General features: G+C 66.6%; 9 protein-coding genes. All 9 read right to left on the bottom strand.

Annotated features, from left to right (window positions below; translation table 11 throughout):
- Positions 1-20: 20 nt before the first annotated feature.
- From ACLQI9_RS18110 to ACLQI9_RS18070, 9 genes are read right to left on the bottom strand one after another with little or no spacing between them, the layout of a single operon-like run.
- On the bottom strand, positions 21-1,760 hold the full coding sequence (locus tag ACLQI9_RS18110; protein ID WP_442383539.1) for an ABC transporter ATP-binding protein: 1,740 nt from the start codon (positions 1,758-1,760) through the stop codon (positions 21-23).
- Positions 1,757-4,378 (bottom strand): ABC transporter ATP-binding protein/permease, encoded by a 2,622-nt coding sequence (locus ACLQI9_RS18105; RefSeq protein ID WP_442383537.1) that lies wholly within the window; start codon positions 4,376-4,378, stop codon positions 1,757-1,759. The genes ACLQI9_RS18110 and ACLQI9_RS18105 overlap by 4 nt, the downstream gene beginning before the upstream one ends.
- Entirely contained in the window at positions 4,378-4,590 is a 213-nt protein-coding gene (locus tag ACLQI9_RS18100; protein WP_442383535.1) for an MbtH family protein, read from the bottom strand. The genes ACLQI9_RS18105 and ACLQI9_RS18100 overlap by 1 nt, the downstream gene beginning before the upstream one ends.
- Positions 4,568-5,860, bottom strand: coding sequence for an NADPH-dependent L-lysine N(6)-monooxygenase MbtG (mbtG, locus tag ACLQI9_RS18095; protein WP_442383533.1), 1,293 nt, complete (start codon positions 5,858-5,860; stop codon positions 4,568-4,570). Before mbtG ends, ACLQI9_RS18100 begins: the two co-directional genes overlap by 23 nt.
- A complete protein-coding gene (locus tag ACLQI9_RS18090) occupies positions 5,857-10,221 on the bottom strand; it encodes an amino acid adenylation domain-containing protein (RefSeq protein WP_442383531.1) in 4,365 nt (1,454 codons plus the stop codon). The genes mbtG and ACLQI9_RS18090 overlap by 4 nt, the downstream gene beginning before the upstream one ends.
- On the bottom strand, positions 10,218-15,419 hold the full coding sequence (locus tag ACLQI9_RS18085) for an amino acid adenylation domain-containing protein (protein WP_442383529.1): 5,202 nt from the start codon (positions 15,417-15,419) through the stop codon (positions 10,218-10,220). Before ACLQI9_RS18085 ends, ACLQI9_RS18090 begins: the two co-directional genes overlap by 4 nt.
- Complete coding sequence (mbtD, locus tag ACLQI9_RS18080) at positions 15,412-18,465, bottom strand: mycobactin polyketide synthase MbtD (protein ID WP_442383527.1); 3,054 nt, start codon at positions 18,463-18,465, stop codon at positions 15,412-15,414. The genes ACLQI9_RS18085 and mbtD overlap by 8 nt, the downstream gene beginning before the upstream one ends.
- Positions 18,455-19,786: a polyketide synthase gene (locus ACLQI9_RS18075; RefSeq protein WP_442383525.1), complete on the bottom strand. Its 1,332-nt coding sequence runs from the start codon at positions 19,784-19,786 to the stop codon at positions 18,455-18,457. Before ACLQI9_RS18075 ends, mbtD begins: the two co-directional genes overlap by 11 nt.
- Positions 19,776-24,047 (bottom strand): non-ribosomal peptide synthetase, encoded by a 4,272-nt coding sequence (locus tag ACLQI9_RS18070; protein ID WP_442383523.1) that lies wholly within the window; start codon positions 24,045-24,047, stop codon positions 19,776-19,778. Before ACLQI9_RS18070 ends, ACLQI9_RS18075 begins: the two co-directional genes overlap by 11 nt.
- Positions 24,048-24,104: the final 57 nt, after the last annotated feature.

Below are 24,104 nucleotides of genomic sequence, written 5' to 3'. Positions count from 1 at the left end.
CCGCGACCGAACCGTCATGTCTAGCCAGCATGGATTCGCCACTCGGCGGCGTCCTGCTGCTGTCGCCAGAATTCGTCGAACCGTCCGCCCGCGCTGAGCAACCCGTCGACCGAACCGTCCTCGACCACCCGGCCATTGTCGAGAAATAGGACCCGGTCGGCATGACGAATGCTCGCCAGGCGATGGGCGACGATCACCCGGGTGCGCGATTGCGGATCCGCGGTCAGCGCGTCGACCACGGCGGCCTCGTTCTCGGTGTCTAGCGCGCTGGTCGCCTCGTCGACCAGCAGTATCGGCGCGGGTTTGAGCAGGGCGCGAGCGATGCTGACCCGTTGCCGTTCACCACCCGACAGCGCGGAACCGGCCTCGCCGACGGTCGTCTCGACACCCTCGGGCAACCTGCCGGTGAGCTCGTCGACCCGCGCCAGCGCGACAGCCCGGGTGAACTGATCGTCGGTGGCGGCGGGGTCCCCGGCGTACACGTTCTCGCGAATCGTCCCGTGGAACAGGTAGGGATGCTGAAACACCACGCTGCTTGTCGTGCGCCGAGTTTCGGCATCGAGTGTCGCGGCGTCGACGCCGTCGACCAGCACCCGGCCGCGGGTCGGTTGGTGCAGGCCGGCGATCAGCGCCAAGATGGTGCTCTTGCCCGACCCGGACGGCCCGACTATCGCTGTCGTGGTTCCCGGCTGCAGGGTGAAACTCACTCCGTCGAACACTGGCGCGCTTGCGCCGTCGTAGCTGAACGCGACGTCTTCGAACTCGATTCGTGGTGACGCGGCATGGGCCCGCAGCGTGTCGGTTCCGGCCTCCATGACCGGTGCGGTGAGCACGGCACGAATGCGGTCGAGCGTTGCGCGAGTGCTCTCCAAAGCCGGCGCCAGCTCGCTGATGGTGGTGAAAGGCTCCAGATAGCGGGCGATCACGACGATCAGGGCGATCGCCGCGGGCACGCTCAGCGCGTGCGTTACCGTCAGCGCGGTGGTCGCACCGGCCAGCAGGATGAGAGCCAGCTGGCTGGCGATACTGAACAGCAGCTGGCCCGGGATCTGCATGCCCAGCAACCGCATCGTCGCGCCGTGCTGCGCGGCCAGCGCGTCGCCGACCAGACTTCGAGCCGGCTCGACGCGCCGCGCGGCCCTCAACGCCTGCTGAGTTCGGGCGAACTCGATAATCCGTTCGGTGAGCGCGCTGTTGGCTTCACCGGCCGCAGCATCGGCGCGGCGCGCAAGCCGTACCGAGGCCCACAACGCTCCCAACAGCAGTGGCACGCCACCCATCGCGGCCAGGCCGAGCTGCCAGGAGACCGGCACCAGGGCCAGCGCGATGGCTGCCGGCAGCAGGACCGCGGTGACCAGCGGCGTCAACAGGTTGACCACGAGTCCGACGAGTTCGGGCCCCGTCGCAGCGATCGCCTGCCGTGCCGTCGCGGTCTGGTCGGCGCTGAACCAATCCAGTCGCACATCCGGGAGTCGGTCCGCCACGTCGTGCTGGGTGCGGTCGAGCACGGCGAAGCCCAGATTGAAACCGATCCGCGCGGTCGCGGTGTCGATCACCCATCCGGTCACCGTCGCCGCGGTGAGCCAGCCCAGCCACACCAGCGCGCGTTGCGGTGTGTCGCTGAATAACGCACCCACCAGGGGAACCAACAGCACGGTGGCTACCGCCCGCGCCACCACGGAGACCAACGCGAGCACGGTGTATGCGATCACGTTGCCGCGGCGATCGGCCGGGACGAGGCTCAACCAGGTGCGGATCATCGCGCCGCCTCCTGAGCTGTGGTAACCGTCACCGGGGCGCAATGGCCGCTCTCCCATAACCGTCGATAGCGTCCATCCGCGGCCAGCAACTCCTCGTGGGTGCCGCGCTCGGCGATCCGACCATGGTCGAGCACGACGATCTGGTCGGCTCCGGTGATGGTGTGCAGTCGATGAGCGATCACCAACACGGTGCGCTCCCGGGTCAACCGGTTGAGCGCCTGCTGCACAAGGTATTCCGATTCTGGATCGGCAAACGCCGTGGCCTCGTCGAGGATGAGGACGCCGGTGTCGGCGAGGATGGCACGGGCGATGGTGAGCCGTTGCCGCTCTCCGCCCGAGAGCCCGGTGGCCGCACCCAGCACGGTGTCGTAGCCCTGCGGCAATCGCATGATGCGATCGTGGATTTGCGCTTCGCGGGCGGCGGCCTGGACTTGGGCGGCGGTGGCATCCGGGACGGCCAGCGCGATGTTCTCGCTGACAGTGCCGTGCACGAGCTGGGTTTCCTGCAAGACGAAACCGACTCGCGTATAGAGCTCGTCGGCCGTCATTGACCGGATATCCTGTCCGCCAACGCGTATCGCGCAGTGCGGAATATCCTCGACATCATGGAATCGAGCCAGCAGCGCGGCCAGCGTGGACTTTCCGGATCCTGAAGGGCCGACGAGGGCGGTAACCGTGCCCGGCCGCAGCGTCAGTGAGACGTCCTTGATCACCGGTACGTCGGGGCGGTAGCCGAAGCTGACCTGGTCGAACACGACGGTGGCAGCTGCGTCGTCGTCGGACGCGTCACGCGGCTGTTCACGCACGGAGAGTTCCGGCTCGTCGAGGGTGATCTGCAGGCGCCGGGCGGCCAACATCCCGGCGCGGATGCCGCCGATCCCGTAGGCGATGTTGAGCAGTCGCGCACCGAATGTGGTGCCCAACAACAAGAACGGCAACAGGTTCACCGGATTCATCCGGCCCGTGACGACCAGCAGGGTGCCGGTGACAGCGATGAGCCACAGGAAAGTCGCGGGACGGGTGGCCAGATCCATCAAGGTTTTCTTGCCGGCCAGCGGACGCTGCCAGTCGACCAGGAATCGGATGTAGGAGTCCAGGCGGCGCCGGAAGCTCGACGCGGCGGCACCGCCGAAGACACGGATCACCGGCTGGCCCTCGAGGTAGGCGCCCGCCTCGCCGTTCATCTTCTCGGCCCAGCGCTGCGATTGAGGGATGCGCGGCCCGGACTGAATCGTGATCGACGACGTCAAGAGCAGATAGACCAACACGGGCACGAACAACACCAGCGCTACCCGCCAGTCCACGACGAACAGGTAGACCAGCACCGCCACCGGGGCAACGACCGCGGCAACCGCGTCCGGAATGGCGTGGGTGACCAGGTAATGCAACGACAGTGTGTCGTCCTGCACCAGCTGCTTGATCGACCCCGACCCGCGGGCGGTGAACCAGCCCAACGGCAATCGCGACAGCTTGCTCAACAGCCGCGAGCGCAGGTCGCTGGCGAACCGGGCGTCGATGACGTGCAGCCACAGTGTCAGCGCGGCACCGAGCATGGTGCCGAACCCGAGCAGCGCGACGGCGGCGATTCCGATCTCCCGCAACCGTGCCGCCTCGGCACCACCCGCCAGTAGCCGCGCCAATTCGACCAGCAGCACGAACGGCGCCAGCTGCAGCAGCGTTATCACCGCCTGCAGCACACCCGAGGCGATCAGCGCCGAACGCAACGGCGCGAGCAACCGGCCGGCGGCCTGGGCGCGCCAACTGCCACGAGCAGGCGTCGCAGCTCGTTCAGCGACTGACTCTAGCTGTGCTGCAACGACTTCCGGTTGACCGACGGGCTGCACCACGATGTCGGCGGTATCAGTCTCGTCGCCGCGGCGGGTGCCCATCGCACGCCCGGCGCTCCAGTAGGCCTGGGCGTGTATCTCGGACTTAGGAAAACCGAATTCGTCGCGCAGCCGCGTTCGGATGTGCTTGAGTGTCGTGGCCTCCGGTGTCGCCCACGCGTACCAGTTCGACCAGTCCCGGTTTTCGATCGCCGCTGCGAGTGATTTCTCGTCGCGACGGCTAACCCAGTGCACCTGCAGTCGGGGATGCGCCGCGAGCGGGATCAGTGTGTCGTTGTCGTCGTGTTGCTCCAGATACATCTCGATCGGGACGTCATCGGGGACGACCCCGATGATTCCGTTCATCCCGGGTATCGACGCCGAGTCACCGATCAACAGATATCCGGCGGGCTGCTCGTCGGAAATGTCGAAGCGCGATGAGCCCATCAGCGACATCACGGCGATCGCCGCGCCAGGCGGGACGGTGCGCGCCCACAACGACGCCGGACCGGCCGCGTCGTGCAGCACGACGTCGATCGCGAAGCGGCCGGCGGAAACGTCGGCTTCGGAGATCGTGTATGCGCGCTGGAACTCAGCACTCGACCCTTCCGGGTCGGGAAACCAGAACCGCAGCCACGCCGCGGGTTCGGCCTGCGCGTCGTCGAACAAGGTCGGTGACTGCATCCGTATCCGGATGAAATGCGGTGCGATCCGGACGGTTTCGATGACGCTTGCGGTGTGGTCGCGAGCGCCGAAGCCCCGCAGCATCGCGCCCTGGAATCCGCGTGCCATTAGCGGTCCATCGCCTCGCGGAGGCTTTTGGGCCGTATGTCGGTCCAGTGCTCCTCGACATACGCCAGGCACTCCGCACGACTGGCTTCACCGAAGACTTTCCGCCAGCCCGCCGGAACGTCAGCGAACGCCGGCCACAGGCTGTGTTGGTCTTCGTCATTGACCACCACCGAAAAGGTGCCGGCCTCGTCATCGAAGGGATTGGTGCTCATCGTCTCTCCTGGTCGAGGGGTCGGTACGGGGGCCCAGTTCGGCGCCTAGCACCCGGTCGGACAGCAGTCCCAGACAGCTGAGGTTGGGGAATCCGGGACCCTGGTTGAGTCCGGCGAGGTTGGGCAAGAACAGCTTGGGGGCAACATCGATCACGGCGAGGTCGTGCCCGATGGCCTCCTGCAGGCGATCCCCGGTCAGCGGGCCACCCAACCCCAGCTCGAGCAGGTCGAGTGCGTCCTGGCTGAACAGCGTGGTGAGCCATAGCGGGTCGGCACCCGATCCGTCTATGACCAAGTCGAATCCGTGCACCGTTTCGAGGTTTTCGCTGCCCCTGTTGGTCGACAGCGTCAACCGGATCTGCTCGTCGCGGCCCACCGCATGAGCAACCCGTCCGCGCAGATGACGGATGCGGTCGTCGGCCAGTAAGGCGTCCTGCACGTTGGCAGAGAACACCCCACGGTCGGTGCGGGCGATCGCATCCCGACGTTCGTCCAGCGTCAGCGCGGTCCAGTCGGTGGGGTCGGAGAACAGCGTGTTCTCAAAGAAGCTCTCGCCGCGGGTGAACAGCGTCACCTGCGGCGAGATCACGGTGATGGTCGAAACCCGGTGTCGGAAAAGCTCGTTGAGCATCGCCGCGGCGGTCTCGCCGCCGCCGATGACCGCCACGCGTTCAGCGCTGATCCGCTCGTGCTGGCCGGCGCGATGCCAGAACTGCGCGATCGAGAGCACCCGCGGATTGCCTGGCAGCAACGACCGTTCGGCTTGGCCGGGGCCGGTGATCATCAAACCGTCTGCGTGCACGGTGGTTTCGTTGGTGCGTAGCGCCCAACGGTCACCGTCGACCGCGAGCTGCTCGACGTCGCCGTAAACCACTGTCATCTCGATCTGCTCGGCGACCCAGCGCAGGTACTGGCTCCACCGCCGGTGGGTGGGCGCCGGTCGACCGCGGTCGATCCATTGGGCGAACTGACCGGTGGCGATCAAATAAGACTGCCAGCTGTAGCGAGTCATCAGCTCGTCGAGTTCGGCGTTGCGGCGAGGCACCAGCGACGAGCGGTACGGGAAGCCGACATCCTTTTCCGGGCTCGTCCCCAGCCGCTGCGCACCGTCGGTCCAGCCCCCGCTGGCCTGCCAGTTGGCGCCCACCCCGATCCGCTCGACGGCTACCACCTCGGGTGCGTCAACACCCATCTCGCGCAGTACAGATGCTTTGGCCGCGACGGCCACCGCCTTGGCTCCGGCGCCCAGGACAGCAAGTGTCGGTGTCATCGTGCGATCTCCAATAGCGCTTCTTGGAACAGCGATTGCAGTTCGGCGATGTCGTCAGGAGGGAGGATGTCGGGCAGCGCGCGCCACTGCGTGGCCAGCATGCGGGCATCGCCGGCCCCGAGAATCCCTGCCACCACGGTCAGTTCGTGGCGTGCCGCCTGCTCGGGTTCGGGCAGTCGCCCCACCTCGGCCATGAGTTGGCGGTCGAGCTGCAGGTCGCCGACGCGGGCATGCAGGCTCCCGAAGTAGTTCAGCAGCAGTTGGGGTTCGGGGTGTTCGTGCAGCCGGGTATCGGACCGCAAGTACCGCAGCAGGGCGTAATCGATGGAACTGCCGTGAATCCGGGCCAAGTCGGTGCGGCCGTCGGAGTGAATTCGCAATGGGTAGATCGCGCTGAGGAGTCCGACCGTGTCGCTGGTATCGGTGTTTGCGTCGATGTCGACGTCCGCGCGACCATGCGTCTCCAGCGCCAACAAAGGTGCCGGTGTGTCCTGGCCGCGTCGCCGCCGCCACGCGGTCAGTGTCCGCGCGGCAGCGGTAGCCAGCAGTTCGCCCATCGGCTGCGCCATCGAAAGCAGCCGGGCGGTCAGGTCGGCCCCGCAGGTCGAGATGCTGATCGCCAAATCACCGACCCGGTCGGTCTCCGGCCGCAGCCTGCGGGTGCCCAATGGCGGATCGGTGCCCTGCAGTTCGGCGGCCCAAAATTCTTCGGTATCCAGTGCCCGGGCCCGCTCGGCCAGCAGCCGCGACCACTGCCGGTAGCTGGTGTGCTCACGGGCCGGCATGGGTGTGCGTCCGGCGGCCAGAGCGTGCAGGCCGGCATCAAGTTCACTCAGCACGATTCGCCACGAGGCCGGGTCCATCGCCAGCACGTGGGCCGTCAAAACAAGAACACCGGGCCCGTCGTGCTCGCGCAGCCACACCGCCGACAACAGTCGACCGGCCTGTGGGTCGAGGCTATCCATCGCGCCAAGGGTCTGCTTGGCGACATCGTTGACCAGTTCGCCGCTGACCCATACTTCGCTGAGGATGTCTCCTTTCGGTTGTGCTACAAGCGTCATCGCATCGCGGTCCAGCCGGCATCGCAATACCTCGTGTCCGTCAATGACGGCGTCCAGCAGCGCATCCAGACCTTCGCGGGTGATCGTGTCGGGCAGCCTGATGACTTCGGTCTGCGCGAGCCGCCGCGGTTCGCCGTACTCGTAGAGCCAATGAACGTTGGGCAACACCGGGGTTGGTTCGCCGGCCTCAACTTCGCCGTTCAAGGGCGTGGCATGCGCGGCATCGGAGTCGATCGCCGCGGCGAGTTCACGGACAGTGTCGCACTCCACCATCAACCTCGCCCGCAGCGCGATGCCACGACGGCGGGCGGCCTGCACGATCGACAGGGCCACGATGCTGTCCAGGCCCATTTGCAGAAAGCTGGCCGTGACGTCGACGTCCGCAGTTCCCAAAACGTCGGTGAACGCCTCGGCCAGCGCCATCTCGGTCGGCGTCTCAGGCGGGGTTGCTGGGCCCTCGGCGACATCGTTTGCCGCCAAGGCGTTTTCGTCGACCTTGCCGTGTGGAGTCAGCGGCAGCTCGTCAAGGACGACGATGTAATGTGGAACCAGGTAGCGAGGCAGCCGATCGATCAGCATCGAACGCAGTTCTGCTACGGCCGGCGGGTTCGCTCCACCCGCCACATACGCCGCGAGTCGGGGACCATTGGCATGGCTGCGCGTCGTCACGTAGGCGCCGCGCACTCCGTCGTGACCGTTGAGCACCGCGGCGATCTCACCCGGCTCGACACGGAAACCGCGTATCTTCAGCTGGTCGTCACTGCGGCCGAGGAACTCCAAACCGCCGTCGGGCATCCGGCGCACCACATCTCCGGTGCGGTACATCCGGGCGCCGCGGCCATTCGGGTCGGCGACGAACCTTTCGGCGGTTTCGGCCGCGCGCCCGAGGTAGCCGCGGGTCAGCTGATCGCCCGCCAGGTACAACTCGCCGGCGGCACCCTCAGCCACCGGCCGGAGCCAGGAATCCATGACGTAGGCGCGGGTAGTCCGGGTCGGACGCCCGATGGCCGGCCGCGCGTGCTCGTTGACCGCGGCGACAACCGCCTCGACCGTGGTCTCGGTGGGCCCGTAGCAGTTGAAGGCAGCCATACCCGTTCGGGCGCATTCCTTTTGGATCGCTTGCCACGCGGTGATGCCCAGGGCTTCGCCACCGAGCGCGAGGACTGCCAGTGGCACCCGGTGCAGCAGTCCTACGTTGTGCAGCTGGGCGAACATCGACGGCGTCGTGTCGATCATGTCCAGACCGAACCGGTCGATCGCTTCGACTAGCGCCTCGGCGTCACGCTGGCGGTCATCGTCGACAATGTGCACCGAGTGGCCGTCGAGCAACGCCGCCAACGGCTGCCACGCCGCGTCGAAGGTGAAAGACCAGGCATGCGCAACGCGCAGCGGTCGCCCGATCCGCCCGGCTGCCGGCCGAAGAACGCGCTCGATGTGGTCGTCGAAGTAGGCCGAAAGCGCTCGGTGGGTGCCGATGACGCCCTTTGGCGCGCCGGTGGTGCCCGAGGTGAAGACCGCGTAGGCCGCATGCCCCGGTGGCACCGTCGCCGCCCTATAGTCGGCAGGCGCGGCCAAGGTCTTAGTGGAAGCCGTGAACAATTCCTCGTCGACAACGATCTGAGCCGACGTCTGGCGGAGGATCTCGGCGACTCGCTCGTCCGGTATCGCCGGATCCAGCGGCACGATCATGCCGCCGGCTTTGAGGATTGCCAGCATCGCGACCACATAGCTCGGGCCCCGGGACAGCATGATCGCCACGGGAGTCTCGCTACCCACGCCCGCCCGACTCAGGGCAGCGGCCAGCCGGCCGGCGAGTGCGTCGAGCTCGCGATAGGTCAGCCGACCGCCGGCCCAGCTGATCGCCAGCGAATCGGGCTGCGCCGCAGCGACTTCAGCGACCCGGGTGTGCACCCCGACCGCGGCTGCGCTCACATCCGGCAGGTCGTGGACGGTCGGGTCGTGCTCGCCACCGAGCAGGATGTCCACCTCGCGCAGCGGCCGGTCCCACTTGTCCACCAAACGCTGCACCACCGCCAGCAGCCGCCCGCCGAGGTCCGCGGGCGCCATCGTGCCGAGCGCACCGTCGAGCACCTCCACCAACACCGTGAGCTCCCCCGCACTCAGGTGCGAAGCGATGGTCACGGGGAAATGCGACACACTCTCTAGCGCCACCGGACGGAAGGTCGCCCCGTTTGCGACGAACTCAGTGGCTCCCACCACCTCGCCGGGAGGGAAATTCTCGTACACCAGCAGGGTGTCGAACATCTCACCGACACCGGCGATGGAACGCAATTCGGCGTGCCCCAGGTAGCTGTGGTCCCGCAATGCGGCGGATTCACGTTGCAGGGCAAGGCATTGCGTCCCAACCGTCTTGCGGGGATCCAGCCGTACGCGCGACGGCACGGTATTGATGAACATGCCGACCATCGTCTCCACGCCCGCCAATTCGCCGGGCCTGCCGGACACCGTCACCCCGAACGCCACATCGCCGCGACCAGTTAAAGCCGAAAGCATTGTTGCCCAGGCCATTTGGACAAGCGTGTTGAGTGTGACCCCTCGTGTACGGGCCGCCTCGGCCAACGCAGTGGTGGCATCGCGGTCCAGCCGCAGCGTGGTCTGACGCGGAATGCCCGCCTGTGGCGGGGTGGCGGTCAGCGCCGGCGACAACAGGGTCGGGCCGTCCAGGGCCTTCAGGTGCTCGGCCCACAGTGCCCGGCTGGCCATCTGGTCCCGGCCGGCCAGCCAGCCAATGTAGTCGCGATACGGCCGCGGCGGTGACGGCAGCGCGGCGGTGTCGCCAGCGGCCCGGTACAGGGCAAGCATTTCGGAGACGAAAAGTGGCAACGACCACCCGTCGATGACGATGTGGTGCGCAACGACGGCCAGATGCCAATGTTGGTCCGGCAATTCGATGAGCAGGAATCGAATCAGCGGCCCGCGACCCACGTCGAAACGGCGCCGGCGCTCTTCGGCTTCCAGCACCCCTACCTCATCGGGTACGGCGCGCACACAACGCCAGGGCAATTCGACGCTGCTGGGAATCACCTGCACGGGGCGGCTCAGATTGCCGTGTACAAAGCTTGCCCGCAGGTTCGGGTGCCGGCTCAACATCGTCCCGGCGCACTCGCGCAGCAGGGAGACGTCGAGCGGGCCCACCACGTCGGCGGTCATCGCGATGACGTACGGGTCGGCGTCATCGGATCCGGCATCGGTCAGCGCCGCCATCGAGAACAGCCCCTGCTGCAAGGGGCTGAGCGCCATCACATCCTCGACGGCCGGTCGCTCGTCGGCTCGCGTCACGGCTGATGACCCCATGACGAGGTCAGGGCCGCCAGTTCTTCGGGAGAAAGCCCTGATGTGCTCATCGGCGCGTGATGCGTGTCTGGCCAGTCCTGGGGGTCGGTTTCGGCTTCCGACTTGGCGTCGAGCGCGGCGGCGAGCTCGTGAAGCACAGGCTGTTCAAAAACCATCCGCGGGGTCAGCGGCAATCCGGCGTCGCGCGCCCGTGCGGCTACCCGCACCGCGAGAATGCTATCCCCGCCGAGATTGAAGAATTCGTCGTAACGCCCGACCTCCCCCGCATCGAGCACGTCGGTGAGGACGGCCGCCAGCGCGCGCTCGGTTGCAGTGTTGGGCGGTTCGGCCGGGCTGGTGACCGGTGTTGCCTGCGCCTGCCCGGGTGGTTGCAAGCCGACCAGCAGTTCCAGTTGGCCATCCTCACTCCACACGCCGCGCTCGCCATTGCGGTAGAGCCGCGAACCAGGTTGCGCGGCAAACGGATCGGCAACGAAGCGGGTGGCGGTCAGCGATGGCCGCGCCAACCGGGCGCTGAGGGCCGGACCGCCACCGTAGTAGACGTCGCCCACCACACCGACCGGGACGGGGTTCAGCGACGCTTCCAGCAGGTATACCCGCGCCAGACCGTCGCCCGCGTTGGACCGGTCCAGAATGCGTTGTCTCTCTTGCACACTGCCAATCTCAACCTCGTGCAGCCGTTGATCGGGACGGTCCGCGAACGCCTCAATGACACGGACCAGCCACTCGGCGAACCGTTGCGCGCTGCTGCGCTTATAGAGTTCGGGGCGGTAAATGACGTGACCGCGGTAGCCGTCGCCGGATGCGAAGAAGTTGACCGACATGTCCGCGTGTGCGACGTCGAATGTCGGCTCCAGCGCGGTGAACGTGGTGTCACCGTCAGGCCCGCTGTCGATGACGCGGTCTTGCGGCAACTGCTCGCGAACGTGCACCACCACGTCGAACAGCGGATTGCGCGACAGCGACCGCGCGGGGCGGACCGCGTCCACCACCTGGTCGAACGGCAGGTCCTGATGCGCGTAGGCCCCCAGCGCCATCTCCCTGGTCCGCTGCAGCACCTCACGCAGCGTCGGATTTCCGCGCAAGTCGTTACGCAGCACCAGGATGTTGATGAAGAACCCGATCAGCTGATCCAGGTCGGATTCACTGCGACCGGCCACCGGGGTGCCAATGGGGATGTCCGGGCTGCCGCCGGCCTTGTGCAGTAGCACTGCGACGGCGGCCTGCAGGAGCATGAACTCGGTGATGCCGAGATCACGGCTCAGGGCGGTCAGCTTCTCGCGGGTCACCAACCCGCAACTGAACTCGACCGCATCACCGGCACCGCTGAGCAAGGCCGGGCGCGGGAAGTCCAGGCGCAGACCGCTTTCGCCTGCCAACCCCTCGAGTTGGCGGATCCAATAATTGCGCTGCGGACCGACGATGCCCGCACTGTCGTCCAGCAGGGCCGCCTGCCACACGCCGTAATCCGCGTACTGCACCGGCAGCGGTTCCCACGACGGCTGTTGCCCGTTGCTGCGGGCCCGGTAGGCGGTCAGGAGATCGGTGAACAGCACCCCGGCGGACCAATGGTCGCCGGCGATGTGGTGCACCACCACCGACAACACGTTCTGATCCGGCATGCTCAGCAACGCTGCCCGGATCGGCCAGTCGGTCTCCAGATCGAAGACGTAACGTCGCTCGTTAACCAGTTCGGCTTGCAGCCAGTCCTCGTCGGGCCCGTCGGCACGACGCACCGGCACCTCGGCGGGCGGGTGGATGATCTGGTTTGGCACACTGTCGATTTCGCGGTAGGTGGTGCGCAGGATCTCGTGCCGCGCCACGACGTCGGTGATGGCCGCCGCCAGTGCATCGGTGTTGCAGGGGCCACGCAGTGCCGCGGCGAACGGAATGTTGTTGACAGTGTTGGGTCCGTCGAAACGATAGGTGACCCAGCTACGCAGCTGCGACGACGACAGTCGCGCCGGCCCGTCATGCTTTACCGGCGTCAACCGCGGCCTTGCCGAGCCCGGATCCAACGTGTCGACGTGTCCGGCGATCCGCACTACCGTTGCCAGTTCGAAGATCTCCCGCACACCGATATCGACTCCGAACGTATTACGCACCGCTGCAACGAATTTAGTCGCAAGTAGCGAGTGCCCGCCGAGGTCGAAGAACGAGTCGTCGGCGCCGACCTGGTCCCGGCCGAGCAGCTCAGCGAACAGTTTGGCAACGCGGCGCTCGGTAGCCGTTTCCGGTTCGCGGAACTCGGCGCCGGAACCGACCTCGGGATCCGGCAGTGCAGCGCGGTCGATCTTGCCGTGCGCGGTGATCGGAATCTCGTCGAGCACAACGTACGCCGCCGGCACCATGTATTCGGGTAGTGCTGCCGCCACCCGGGCGCGGATGCGGTCGAGGTCGACCACGGAGACATCAGCCGATCCGTCGTCGCCCACCGCGGGCGTCACGTAGCCAACCAGGCTCTTGCCCAGCCGTGGCAGCTCGCTAACCACCACAACGGCCTGTCCGACCGTGGGATCGACCGAGATGGCCGCCGCGACGTCACCCAGTTCGATTCGGAAACCGCGGATCTTGACCTGTTCGTCGGCACGACCCACAAACTCGACATCGCCGTCCGCATTGCGGCGCGCGAGATCTCCGGATCGGTACATCCGGGCACCCGGATTAAACGGGTCGGCCACAAATCGCTCGGCGGTCAGTTGGGTACGGCGATGGTATCCATGCGCCAGATGCGTTCCACCAAGATAGATCTCGCCGATCACCCCAACCGGTACGGGGTGCAGCGAACCGTCGAGCAGGTACATCGTGGTGTTGATCTTGGGCCGGCCGATGGGCACGATACGAGTGCCTTGTGGGCCCTCCACCTTGTACCGGCTGGCATTGATCACGGTTTCCGTCGGACCGTAGAAGTTGTGTAGCAGCGCGTCGAATGTGGCGTGGAACTTGTCGGCCACCTCGCCGGGTAGCGGCTCGCCGCCGATGGGCACCCGCTGCAACGTCCGCCACTGGTTGACGCCCGGTAGCGATAGGAACAAGCCGAGTAGGGACGGCACAAAATGCATTGCCGTGATTCCCTCGTCGCGCAACAGGGCAGTGAGATAACCGATGTCGTTGAGTCCCCCGGGACGCGGGATCACCATCCGCGCGCCACACGCCAGCATGCCGAAGATCTCGGCTATCGACACATCGAAACTTGGTGAGGCGACCTGCAGCAGTCGGTCGGTGTGGTCGGCACCGTACTCGCCCTTGAACCAGACGAAGTACTCCGCGACGGGGCGGTGCGGCACCGCAACGCCTTTGGGCAGCCCGGTGGTCCCCGACGTGTAAATCAAATACGCGGTGTTCTCCGGCCGCAGTGGCCGGACCCGATCAGCGTCCGTGGGGTCGTCGCCGCGGTATGCGGCCAGATCAGCTACCGGCTCGCGCAGCACCAGCTTCGCTTCGCAGTCGTCGAGGATGAATTCCAGCCGGTCCTGCGGGTAGGTGGGGTCCACGGGCACATACACCGCACCGGACTTGGCAATAGCCAGTGCGGTAACGACCAGATCCGGTGACTTGTCGAGCAGCACAGCGACCCGGTCCTCGCTGCCTATTCCCTGATCAATCAGCCAGTGCGCCAACCGGTTTGCAGCCTCGTTGATGTTGCGGTAGCTGAACCGGCGGCCCTCATAGATGACGGCGATTGCATCCGGAGTCCGGGCGGCCTGTTCGGACACCAGGTCGGCGAGGGTCCGCGGGGCGGTATCGAACGACTCGCCCCGCGACACCTCACGCAGCCACCCGGCGTTGGCCTCGTCCATCAGCGCCAGCCCGGCCAACGGCTTGTCCGGTCCGGCGAGGGCGTCGTCGAGCAGCACGGCGAAGTGATCCAGCATCTGGCGCACCAGGGCAGGTTCAAGAATCTCCACCAGGTGTTCTGCCTCAACCAGCGCGCCGGTGTCGTCGAATTCGACCATGAAACCCAGTGGTAGCTGGGTGAGGTTGCTGCGCAGCTCGTAGCGCTCGCACTCGACGCCGGGCGGGCGGAATCCGCCACCGTCGGGCTCGCGGAATCCGAAGCTGACCCGGGTCATCCGTTCGGAACCGTGTCGGCGATCCGGATTCAATTCGCGCACTGCGCGGTCGAGACTGACCCGTTGGTGTGCGAATGTCCCGGTGGCGATGTCGCGCGTTGCTTTCAGCAACTCACGAAAGCTCATCGCCCGCTGCGGCCGCAGCCGCATCACCACCGTGTTGCCGAAATAGCCGATGGTGTCCTCGGTTCCGGCGCCGCGATTGAGCACCGGTGCGGCCACGAGAAAGTCGTCGGTGTGAGTATAGCGATGCACCAGGACGCCGAAAGCGGCCAGTAGCACCATGTAAGGGGTGCAGCCGGTGTCTCGCGCCACCGCCATCACTCGTTGGGCGGTGTCGCCGGACAGCCGCAGCGTGCTGCGAGCGGCGCGCCAGTTGGTCGGCATACTCGTCCCGGCTGGGCCGGGGAGCTCCAGTGGCTCCGGCGGATCGGCCATGACGGCCCGCCAGTAGTCGAGATCGGCCTCGGTGGTGTCCGGTCCGGACGGGGCCGACAAGTAGCATTCGGGCCCCAGATCGGCGCCCCCGTAGGCCTTGGTGAGATCGGCGAAGAACACCCGCCACGAGCCGTCATCCCAGGCGATGTGGTGGGCCACCAACAGCAGCACGTGTTCTTTGGCGGCCGTGCGCACGATGGTGATCCGCAACGGTGCATCGGTGGAAAGGTCGAAGGGCGCGAAGAATTCGCGCTGAGCCAGCACTTCGAGGCGAAGCCGGCGTGCTTGTTCTGACAAGTCGGTCAAGTCGTGTTGTGCCCACCTAGGGCGGAGATCGTCGTGCACCGTCGGCCGGGGGTCGCCTTCGTCGCTGACGGTGTAGGTGGTGCGCAGTACCCGATGGCGGCGCGAGACGTCGTTGACGGCATCGTGCAGCCGGGCGAGATCGATATCGCCGGTGATCCGATAGGAGACACAGACGTTGAGCAGCGCGCCACTGGGATCGGCCATCTGCACGAACCACATCCGGGCCTGGCCGTCGGAGAGCTGGTCGTCGGCGCGGGGACCAGGTTCCTCGGTGTCAGACGAGAGACCGCGTTCGGCGAGCCTGCGACGAAGTAGCTCCAGTCGAGCCGCATCGAGCCGGGCGCCGGTGTCGGCGATATCAGTCACGCGAAATGTCCACTTTCTGTGCACTGTCGGAGCGCTCGTCGGCGCCCTGAAGTTTTTCGACAAGTTCGTCGCCGGTGATTTCGCCCATCAGCGTCGCCAGGTACACCGTCCGGCCGGTCATTCGTTTGAGGCGTTTGCGCAGGTCCACTGCCAGCATGGAGTCGACGCCCAGATCGAAGAGCGATTCGGTGAGGTTCAGTTCGCCCGCCTGCGCAATTCCGAGCACGGCCGCCAATTGGCTGCGCACCGCGTCGACGACCGACACGGTGGTGTCGGCAGGACTGTGCGCGGCGACTTCCGCTTCCCGGTAACGCGTGCCGGGCGGCTCAGACCGCCTGCTGTTCAGGAAGACCCGCAGCCGGGCCTCGTCGGCCGAGAACACCAGCGGGTCGTCGTGCCACTCGTGCAGGCTCGCCTCGATCGCGTCTCGCGGCGCCATTTGGCGTAGCCCGGAACGCTCGATGTTTGCCATTTCGGCCGCATCCACGATGCCCCGCCCCGATTCGCCGTCGGTCGACGTCTGCCACAGACCCCATTTCACCGCAACGCAGTGCCTGCCCCCGGCGCGGAGCTCGGCGGCCATCACGTCCAGAAGGCGGTTAGCCGCCGAATATGCGACGTGTCCCCGCCCGCCCCACACCCCGGATACCGACGAACACAACAGCATTCGCGCATCAGAGCGGACGGGCCACAGCTCGGCAAGGTGAGCAAGACCCCTGACCTTGGCGGCAAAAGTGTCGGTGATGGCGGCCTTTGTAAACCCCGTCAACCCGGCGACGGTACCGAAGGTGGCGCTGCCCGCCGCGTGCACGATCAACGAGGCACCGGCAGCGCCGTATTCTGCTGCAACGAGCGATAATTGGGCCGGGTCGGTGATGTCGCACGATGCTGACACCAGCTCGGTGCCGTATTCGGCCGCCAAGGCCTTCAGCACTTCGGGATCCGCGCAGCGGCGGCTCAGCAGGATGATGCGCCGCGCGCCATGCTCGGCGAGATAGCGAGCGTAGTGCAGGCCGATGGCGCCGGCACCGCCGGTGATGACGACGTCGTCGAGCACTCCGGAGTCCAGTGGCCAGTGCAAAGCCGCGGGCGCGTCGCGGAATGAGCGCTCGAACAACGCGTACCCGCCCGCGGAGCCACGCAGTGCGGTTTCAGCGACACCGGCTAGCACGGCGTCGACGACGGCGTAGCCGGCGGCGGGCGTCAACTCCCACGACGACAGGTCAAGGTGGGTGAAAGTCTGTTCGGGATAATCGAATCCGATGCTGCGGTGCATCGCGGCCAGCGCTGCGTGGCCGGCTGACGGCAGCGCGTCTTGATGGCCGACCCGCTCAGCGCCCACGGTGACCAGACAGACCGTTTGGCACCGGGGATCGAGCGCATTTGCATAGTCGAGCAGACCGGCCCCGATCGGTCCGGTGAGGGTCTCGGCGGCCCGGCCGGCGTCGGCGCCGTCGAGGGCGGGGGCGATCGCCACGACGATCTCCGCATCCCGCGGTGCACTGAGCTTGGCCGCGGGGTGGGACTCGATCGCCGCGCGCAGCGGTCGAGCCAGCGCGCCGTCGCCGCCGAGATCGACCAACGCGAAATGCACGGGCGGTCCCACGACCGGTGCGGACGGCGCCGTCTGCTCCCAGTGCTCAAGGGCAATCTTGAGTCCTGAGGTTGTTCCGGACACCGGACGCAGCGGCTCTGGGTGCGCCCACATCGGGATTGCGCGCATCGGCGCGTTCGGGAATCCATGCAAACCAACATCGCCGTCGGCCACACCGTCCAGGTGGCCACCCCAGGCGTAGCCAGGGTCAGCCACCGCCGCGGTGACGATATTCGCCGACAGCGCGTCGACGAACGGCTCGTCGCGGCGAGCCGAGCCGACCAGTACCGCCGGGCCTTCCGGCTGGTCCCCCTCGAAGATCTGACCAATCGAGAACAACAGCGCGGGATGGGCCGACAGCTCGATGAACGACCCCGCACCACAACGGATTGCCGACTCAAATGCGCGGTCCAATCGCACCGTGTTACGCAGGTTCGCATACCAGTAGTCGCCGAAGGGCGTGTCCGCCGCCACCACGTCGCCGGTGGCGCCGCCGATGAATTGCACCGGGGCCTCGGCGAATTCCGAGGCGGGCAGCTGCGCCCGCAATTCATCGCGCAGCTGCTCAAGCAAGCTGGTGTGTCCCGGGAAGCCCGCGGTGATCTCGCGGGCGAACTGACCGCTGGAGCGAACCACGTCCACGATGGCCAGCACCGCGTCGCGATCACCCGACACTGCGACGGTCGAGGCGGAGTGGACCACAGACAGCTCCACCCAGCCGTCGGTGGCCGCGATCAGCGCCCCGGCCGCGTGGGCGCTGATGCCCAGCGTTGCCATCGCGTAGCGACCCGGAAGGCGGTCGACCAAACTGGCGCGGGCCGCGACCACGGCGACAGCATCCGACAACGTGATGCCGCCGGCGATGAAGGCCGCGGCGACCTCACCGAGACTCTGACCGATGGTGAGGTCGGGAAGCACACCGCAAGAGCGCCAAACCTCCGCCAGCGCAACGGCATGGACGAATTGTGCGCCTTGGATCTCGATTTCAGAAGAGGTCTGCAAATCGTCCGCAGCTGTCAGGTAGCGCAGCGGCGACTCGATACCAGCGGCCTCGAATGCTGCGACGTAGCTATCGGTCGCAGTCCGATAGCTCGGGAGCGTCTGGTACGCAACAGTGCCCATGCCCGGCCAATGACCGCCCTGACCGGGAAACACGAACGCCTGTCGGGGGGCTGAACTCAGCGCCGACCTGGCGACCAGCGGATGCTCGCGCCCGGCGGTCAGCGCACACAACCCGTCGATGAGCTCGAGCCGGTCCGCGGCGCGGAGCACCGCACGGTACCTGCGGACCCGTCGTTTCCTGCTCAGCTGCCGGGCCACCTGGGCCACAGTCGTTTCCGGAAGGCGGTCGAGGTAGTCGGCGATCGCCCGGGCATCCACGGAAACGAGTTCGTCGGCGTGGGCGCTGAGCAGTACCGGGATCCGCCCGTCGGGCAGACGTTTAAGGGCCATCAGGCGACCTTGCGCCGGATGCGTTCGCGGTGTCAGGCATCGAGATGATCAGATGGGTATTGGTGCCACTCATCCCGAACGCGGATACCGCCGCGGTTCGCCACCCATCGACGGCCTGCCACGGCGTCAGCTTGTCCGCTAACCGCAAACCTTGCCTCTCCCAGTCTATTTCGCGGCTGGGTTCGTCGACGTGCAGAGTCGGAGGTACCGCGGCGTGTTCAGCGGACAGGATGACCTTAGCGAGACCCAGCGCGCCCGCCGCGGCCTGCGCATGCCCGATGTTGGACTTGACCGATCCCAAAAGCGGTCCGTGTCGGGCCGGTGCAGTGCCGTAACTGGCCACCAGTGACAGCAGTTCGGTCCGGTCACCGAGCCGGGTCCCGGTGCCGTGCCCTTCGACCATCCCGACATCGACGGGCTCAACCTTGGCCTGCGCGATGGCGCGCCGGAACAGTCGCAGCTGCGCGTCGCCGCTGGGCGCCGTCAGCCCGTTGCTGCGTCCGTCGGAGTTCAGGCAGCTGGCACGCACCTCGGCGAGGATGCGACGCCCGTCGGCCTTTGCTCTGGACTGGCGCTGAAGTACGAACATACCCGCGCCCTCCGCCCAGACGGTTCCGCTGGCATGCGCGCTGTACGGTCGGCAGTGGCCGTCATCGGACAGCGCATGCTGCTTGGAGAACTCGACGAAATAGCCTGGGGTACCCATCACGCAAACGCCGCCGGCAAGCGCGAGGTCGCAGTCGCCGGCCCCAATCGCCTGGACCGCGGTGTGAAACGCCGCCAGCGCCGACGAGCACGAGGTGTCGACCGTCAGCGCCGGCCCCGCCAGGTCCAGCGTGTAGGCAATCCGCCCCGAGATGACACCCAGCGACGTCCCGCTGATCAGATGCCCACTGTGGTGCGAGAACTCGGAAAGACCGGGACCATATTCGAGCGCAGATGCCCCGACATAACAGCCCACATCGTGGCCGGCCAGATCATCAGGGTTGATCCCGCTGTTCTCCAAGCTGCGCCATGCCAGTCGCAACGCGACTCGCTGCTGCGGGTCCATGGCCGTCGCTTCGCGCGGTGAGATGCGAAAGAACTCTGGATCGAATGTTGTCGCGCTGGAAAGGAATCCACCAAGGTCGTGGATGGGCTTGAATCCGTCCCGCCGCGACCCGTCAAACAGCTCGCGAAGTGCCCAGCCTCGATCGGTGGGGAACGGGCCAAGTCCCTCCCGCTGTTCGGACAGCAACGTCCAGAAATCATCGGCGGTTTCGACCCCACCAGGTGCTTCGACCGCCAACCCGACAATGACGACCGGGTCGTTATCGGACATCGGCGCTCACCATCCGGGCCACCGCGTCGAGGTGATCATTGAGGTAGAAGTGACCGCCCTCGAAATCCGACAGCGTGAATCGGCCCGATGTGTGAGTTTCCCAGCTGGCCAACATCTCCCGGCCGATCCGGTGGTCGCGGTTGCCACCGACCGCATGGATGTCGGCGCTGATGCGTACGTCCGGCCGACATGAATAGGCGTTCAGGGCGCGGTAGTCGGCCTGCACAGCCTTCACCAGGAGTTCGACGAATTCCTCGTCCTCCAGCAGCACGGGATCGGTGCCACCGAGATCTACCATGTCTGCCAGCACGCCACTATCGCTGGTCGGCAGCGGTCCGGACGCGGCGACGGTCGACGGAGCTTGCCCGGCAGAAGCCCACAGTACACGCACCGGCACTCCATTGTGTTCGGCGATGCGAGCGAACTCGAAGGCCACCACCGCCCCCATGCAATGGCCGAACAGACTCAGTGGGGCCGCTGAACCCCAGTCGCCTGCCTCGAACAACTCGAGCGCCAGCGCACCGATGCTGTCTGCTGCAGGGTGATGCCGCCGGTCGGCCCGCTGCGGGTACTGCACCACGAAGGTGTCAACGTCGTTGGCCGACAACGCTTTAGCCAGCGACCGGTACGCTGCGGCGGCACCGCCGGCGTGTGGGAACACGACCACTGAGCCGCGCGCAGTAATACCGGTAAACCGCTTCACCCAGGGCGTGAACTCCCGCTGCGCCGGTTCGGTCGTTGTTTCTTCGCCGGCCGTTGGATCGAGCGCCGACATCACATCGACACTCGGCATTTCCGCGATTTCCAGGTACACGTCGGCCACCTGCTCGAGTCGGTCGCCGTTTGCTTCCCGGCTGATGAGCAATCGGGCCAGCGCGGCGACGGTCCTGGCGGCAAAGACGTCGGGGACCATGAGACTCGGCGAATCGAGCCACTGCCTGATAGCTGCGACGGCCTGCGTTGCATGCACGGAATCGCCACCGAGGGAGAAGAAGTCGTCGTGCACGCCCACGGCGTCGACGTCACTGCCCAGCAGGTCCGCGACAATGTGGCACAGCGCCCGTTCCAGCTGCGTTCGCGGCGCCTCGTAGCTCACTGACGTGTCGCCGGACTGCTCGGCCGACGCCTCGACAAGTAGAGTGGTGACCGCCTTACGGTCGATCTTGCCGTTGTCTGTGAACGGGATGCGCTCTACCAGCGATATGTGGCGCGGAATCATGTGCGCGGGAACGAGATCGACAAGAACCTCGCGAATCCGCTTGGCGGTCAGCCCAGCATCGATGGAGGTCTCCGCGCAGACCGCTGCGGCCAGCACCTCGGAGCCACCAGACGCCGGAAGCAAGGAGGCCACCGCCGCCCGCACACCCGGCACCTGCCGCAGAGCGGCCTCAACCTCGCCGAGCTCGACGCGGTAGCCGCTGAGTTTGACGCGGTGGTCGGCGCGTCCGACGAACTCCAGCGTGCCGTTCGGCGAATACCTGGCCAGATCGCCGGTGCGATACCACGTCCTGCCGTCGTGCACGACGAAACGCTCAGTGGTGAGATCGGGACGTCCCCGGTAGCCCTGCGCGATGCCGCGTCCCGATACCCACAGCTCGCCGACGACCCAGTCGGGGCAGTCGCCGCCCATGTCGTTCACCACCCGGCAGGCGTTATTGGGAAGCGGTGTGCCATAGGGCAACGCGGTCCAGTCCGCCGGCAGCTCGGCCGACTCGCAGATCGTCGCGTGCACAGCGGTCTCGGTGGCACCGCCAAGCCCGGCGAACCGTAGTTGCGGCGCCTGGGATCTCAGCAGGCGGGCCAGCTCCGGCCTTACCCAGTCGCCGCCGGTGGGCACCACTCGCAGCGACGACAGGTACCCCGCTGAGTTTTTCGTGACCTCGACCAGCATCTCCAACCAGCCTGGCAGAAAATTCAGCACCGTCACGCTGTGGGTATTGATCAGCCGTGCCCACGCGTCGGGATCGCGACGCTGAGCCTCGTCCACCACCACGATTGCGCCACCCGCCCGCAACGTGGCGAAGATATCCAGCACCGACATGTCGCATTCCAGGGTCGACAACGCCAGGCAGCGGTCGGTCGGGCCGATTTCGAAATGCCGGGTGATGAATTCGACGGTGTTCATCGCGGCGTCATGTGCGACCTCGACGCCTTTCGGCTCCCCGGTTGAGCCCGAAGTGAATAACACATAGGCGAGCTCGTCGGGATCGGTTGTCGCGGGCTGGATTTCAACGTCGACAGACGCGTCGTGGACCACGTCAGCAATCGTCAGCGCGGGCATCGGTAGCGAGAGCTGCTGCCCGCCACAGACCAGGGCCAGACTCACCTGACCGGTCTGCAGGATGCGTTTCGCGCGGTCGCGGGGCTGGTCGACACCGATCGGTAGATAAGCACCACCCGCGGCCAGGATCCCCAGTAGGGCCGGGACCTGTTCGGCAGTTTTGGGGCCCACTACCGCGACGGTGTCGCCCGGGCCAATCCCTCTCGCGCGCAACGCCGCAGCCAACGTCAACGCCTGGTCGCGCAGCTGCGCGTAGGTGAGATCACCGCAACTCGCGAACACCGCCGGCGCGTCTGGCTGCTGTTGAGCGCGGCGGAAGAACCCGTCGTGCAACGCCTCTCCGCTAGGCGCGGCGCTGCGGCCGTTGACCTTATCTCGCACCGCGCGCTGGGCCGCCGGCAGTGCCGGCGGACCCGGCGCGTCCCAGTCGTCAGCAGAGGCCAGCCGCCGCAGTTCGTCGATGTGGTGAGCGAACATGGCGTCGATGACACCGGCCGGGAAGACGTCCTCCCGCACGTCCCAGTTCACCAGGACGCCGCCGTCGAATTCGGTGACCTGTGCGTCGAGCGAAACCTGCGGGCCCTGGGAGATGATCCAGCCGGGTGTGCCGAACGCTTTGATGACATCGGACCGGAACAGTTCACCCAGGCCCAGCGCGCTAGTGAACACCACCGGTGCCAGCACCTGGGCGCATCGGTGCCGGGCCAGGTCCCGCAGCACCGATAATCCCGAATAATCGGCGTGGGCGGCCGCGGCGCGCATGGCTTCCTGCACCGCGTGCGCCCGCGCAACGGGGCTTGTGGTGTGTGTCAGGTCGATGTCGAGCAGCAGCGACGAGGTGAAGTCGCCGACCAGTAGATCGACGTCGGGATGCAGCGGCTGGCGACCGAATAGCGGGACGTTGAGCAGGAAACGCGGGCTGGACGACCAAACCGCCAGGGTGTTGGCGAACGAGCCGGCCAACGCCATCGCCGGGGTGATGCCACGGGCGCGGGCCGCGGCAAACAGCGCGTCGCGAGTCGTCGGGTGCAACCAATGCCACCGCCGGCTGCTTTTCGGCGCACTGTGTTGTCCGGGCGCTTCGGGTAATGCCGGCGGATCCGGCAGCTGCGGGATTCGTTGCGCCCACCAATCGCGGCTGGCCTCGCCCAAAGGCTCTTGCCGAGATTCTCCCCCCGCGATGGCCCGACGGTACTCGGGATAGCTGTAGTCCAACTCGGGAAGTTGCCGACCCCGGTAAAAGCTGGCGAGGTCAGCCATCAGGGTGCGATAGCTCATCGCGTCGGCGGCTTGCATGTCCAGGTCGACGTGTAGCCGTGACCGCTGCCCTGCCAGCAACGACACTGCCAGCTCGAACACCGCATCGTCGAGCTGCTGGCACGACTTGGCGGCTCGGATGTCAGCGAGCCGCTGGTCGACGACGTCAGGCTCTAGGTCGCGAAGGTCGTGGACGGTGACCGGGAAATTCGGACGTTCCGCTAACGGACGGATCCGCTGGGTGCCGTCGGGCAAAAACTGCACCCGCAGCATCGGGTGGCGCAGCGCCAGCCTGGTGGCCGCGGCTTGCAACCGCTCGGGGTCAATCGCATTGCCGTCGAACTCGACATACAGATGCCCGGCCACCCCGCCGAGCCACTGGTTGTCGTGGCGACCGACCCACAGCGCGTGTTGCATCGGGGCCAGCGGAAACGGCTCGTGCGGTGCGTCGGCAGAGAGGGGTTCCAGGGTTTCCGGCTGAACGACGTCCGCAACGTCCGACATCAGCTCCGACCAGGCGCCGATCGTAGGGGCGGCGGCCAGCTTAGCGAAGTCAACCGCGAAACCCAGCCGCCGCCAGCGGCCTGCCAGGGCCATCATCCGTATCGAATCAAGGCCCTGACCGATGAGGTCGCCTTCCGGATCGATGGCCTTGATACCGACGCCGAGCAATTCGGCGACCTCGCCACGAATGGCGTCCGCGCTCACGGCCGGAGAAACCACTACCCCTCCCACTAATTAGCGAAGGCTGCCCTAATTTGTGGTTACCTTACCCTGGGG

Source organism: Mycobacterium sp. (assembly GCF_052143115.1).
Taxonomy (GTDB): domain Bacteria; phylum Actinomycetota; class Actinomycetes; order Mycobacteriales; family Mycobacteriaceae; genus Mycobacterium.
The sequence above is the reverse complement of the archived record's forward strand: the minus strand, read 5'-3'. Positions and strand labels throughout refer to the sequence as shown.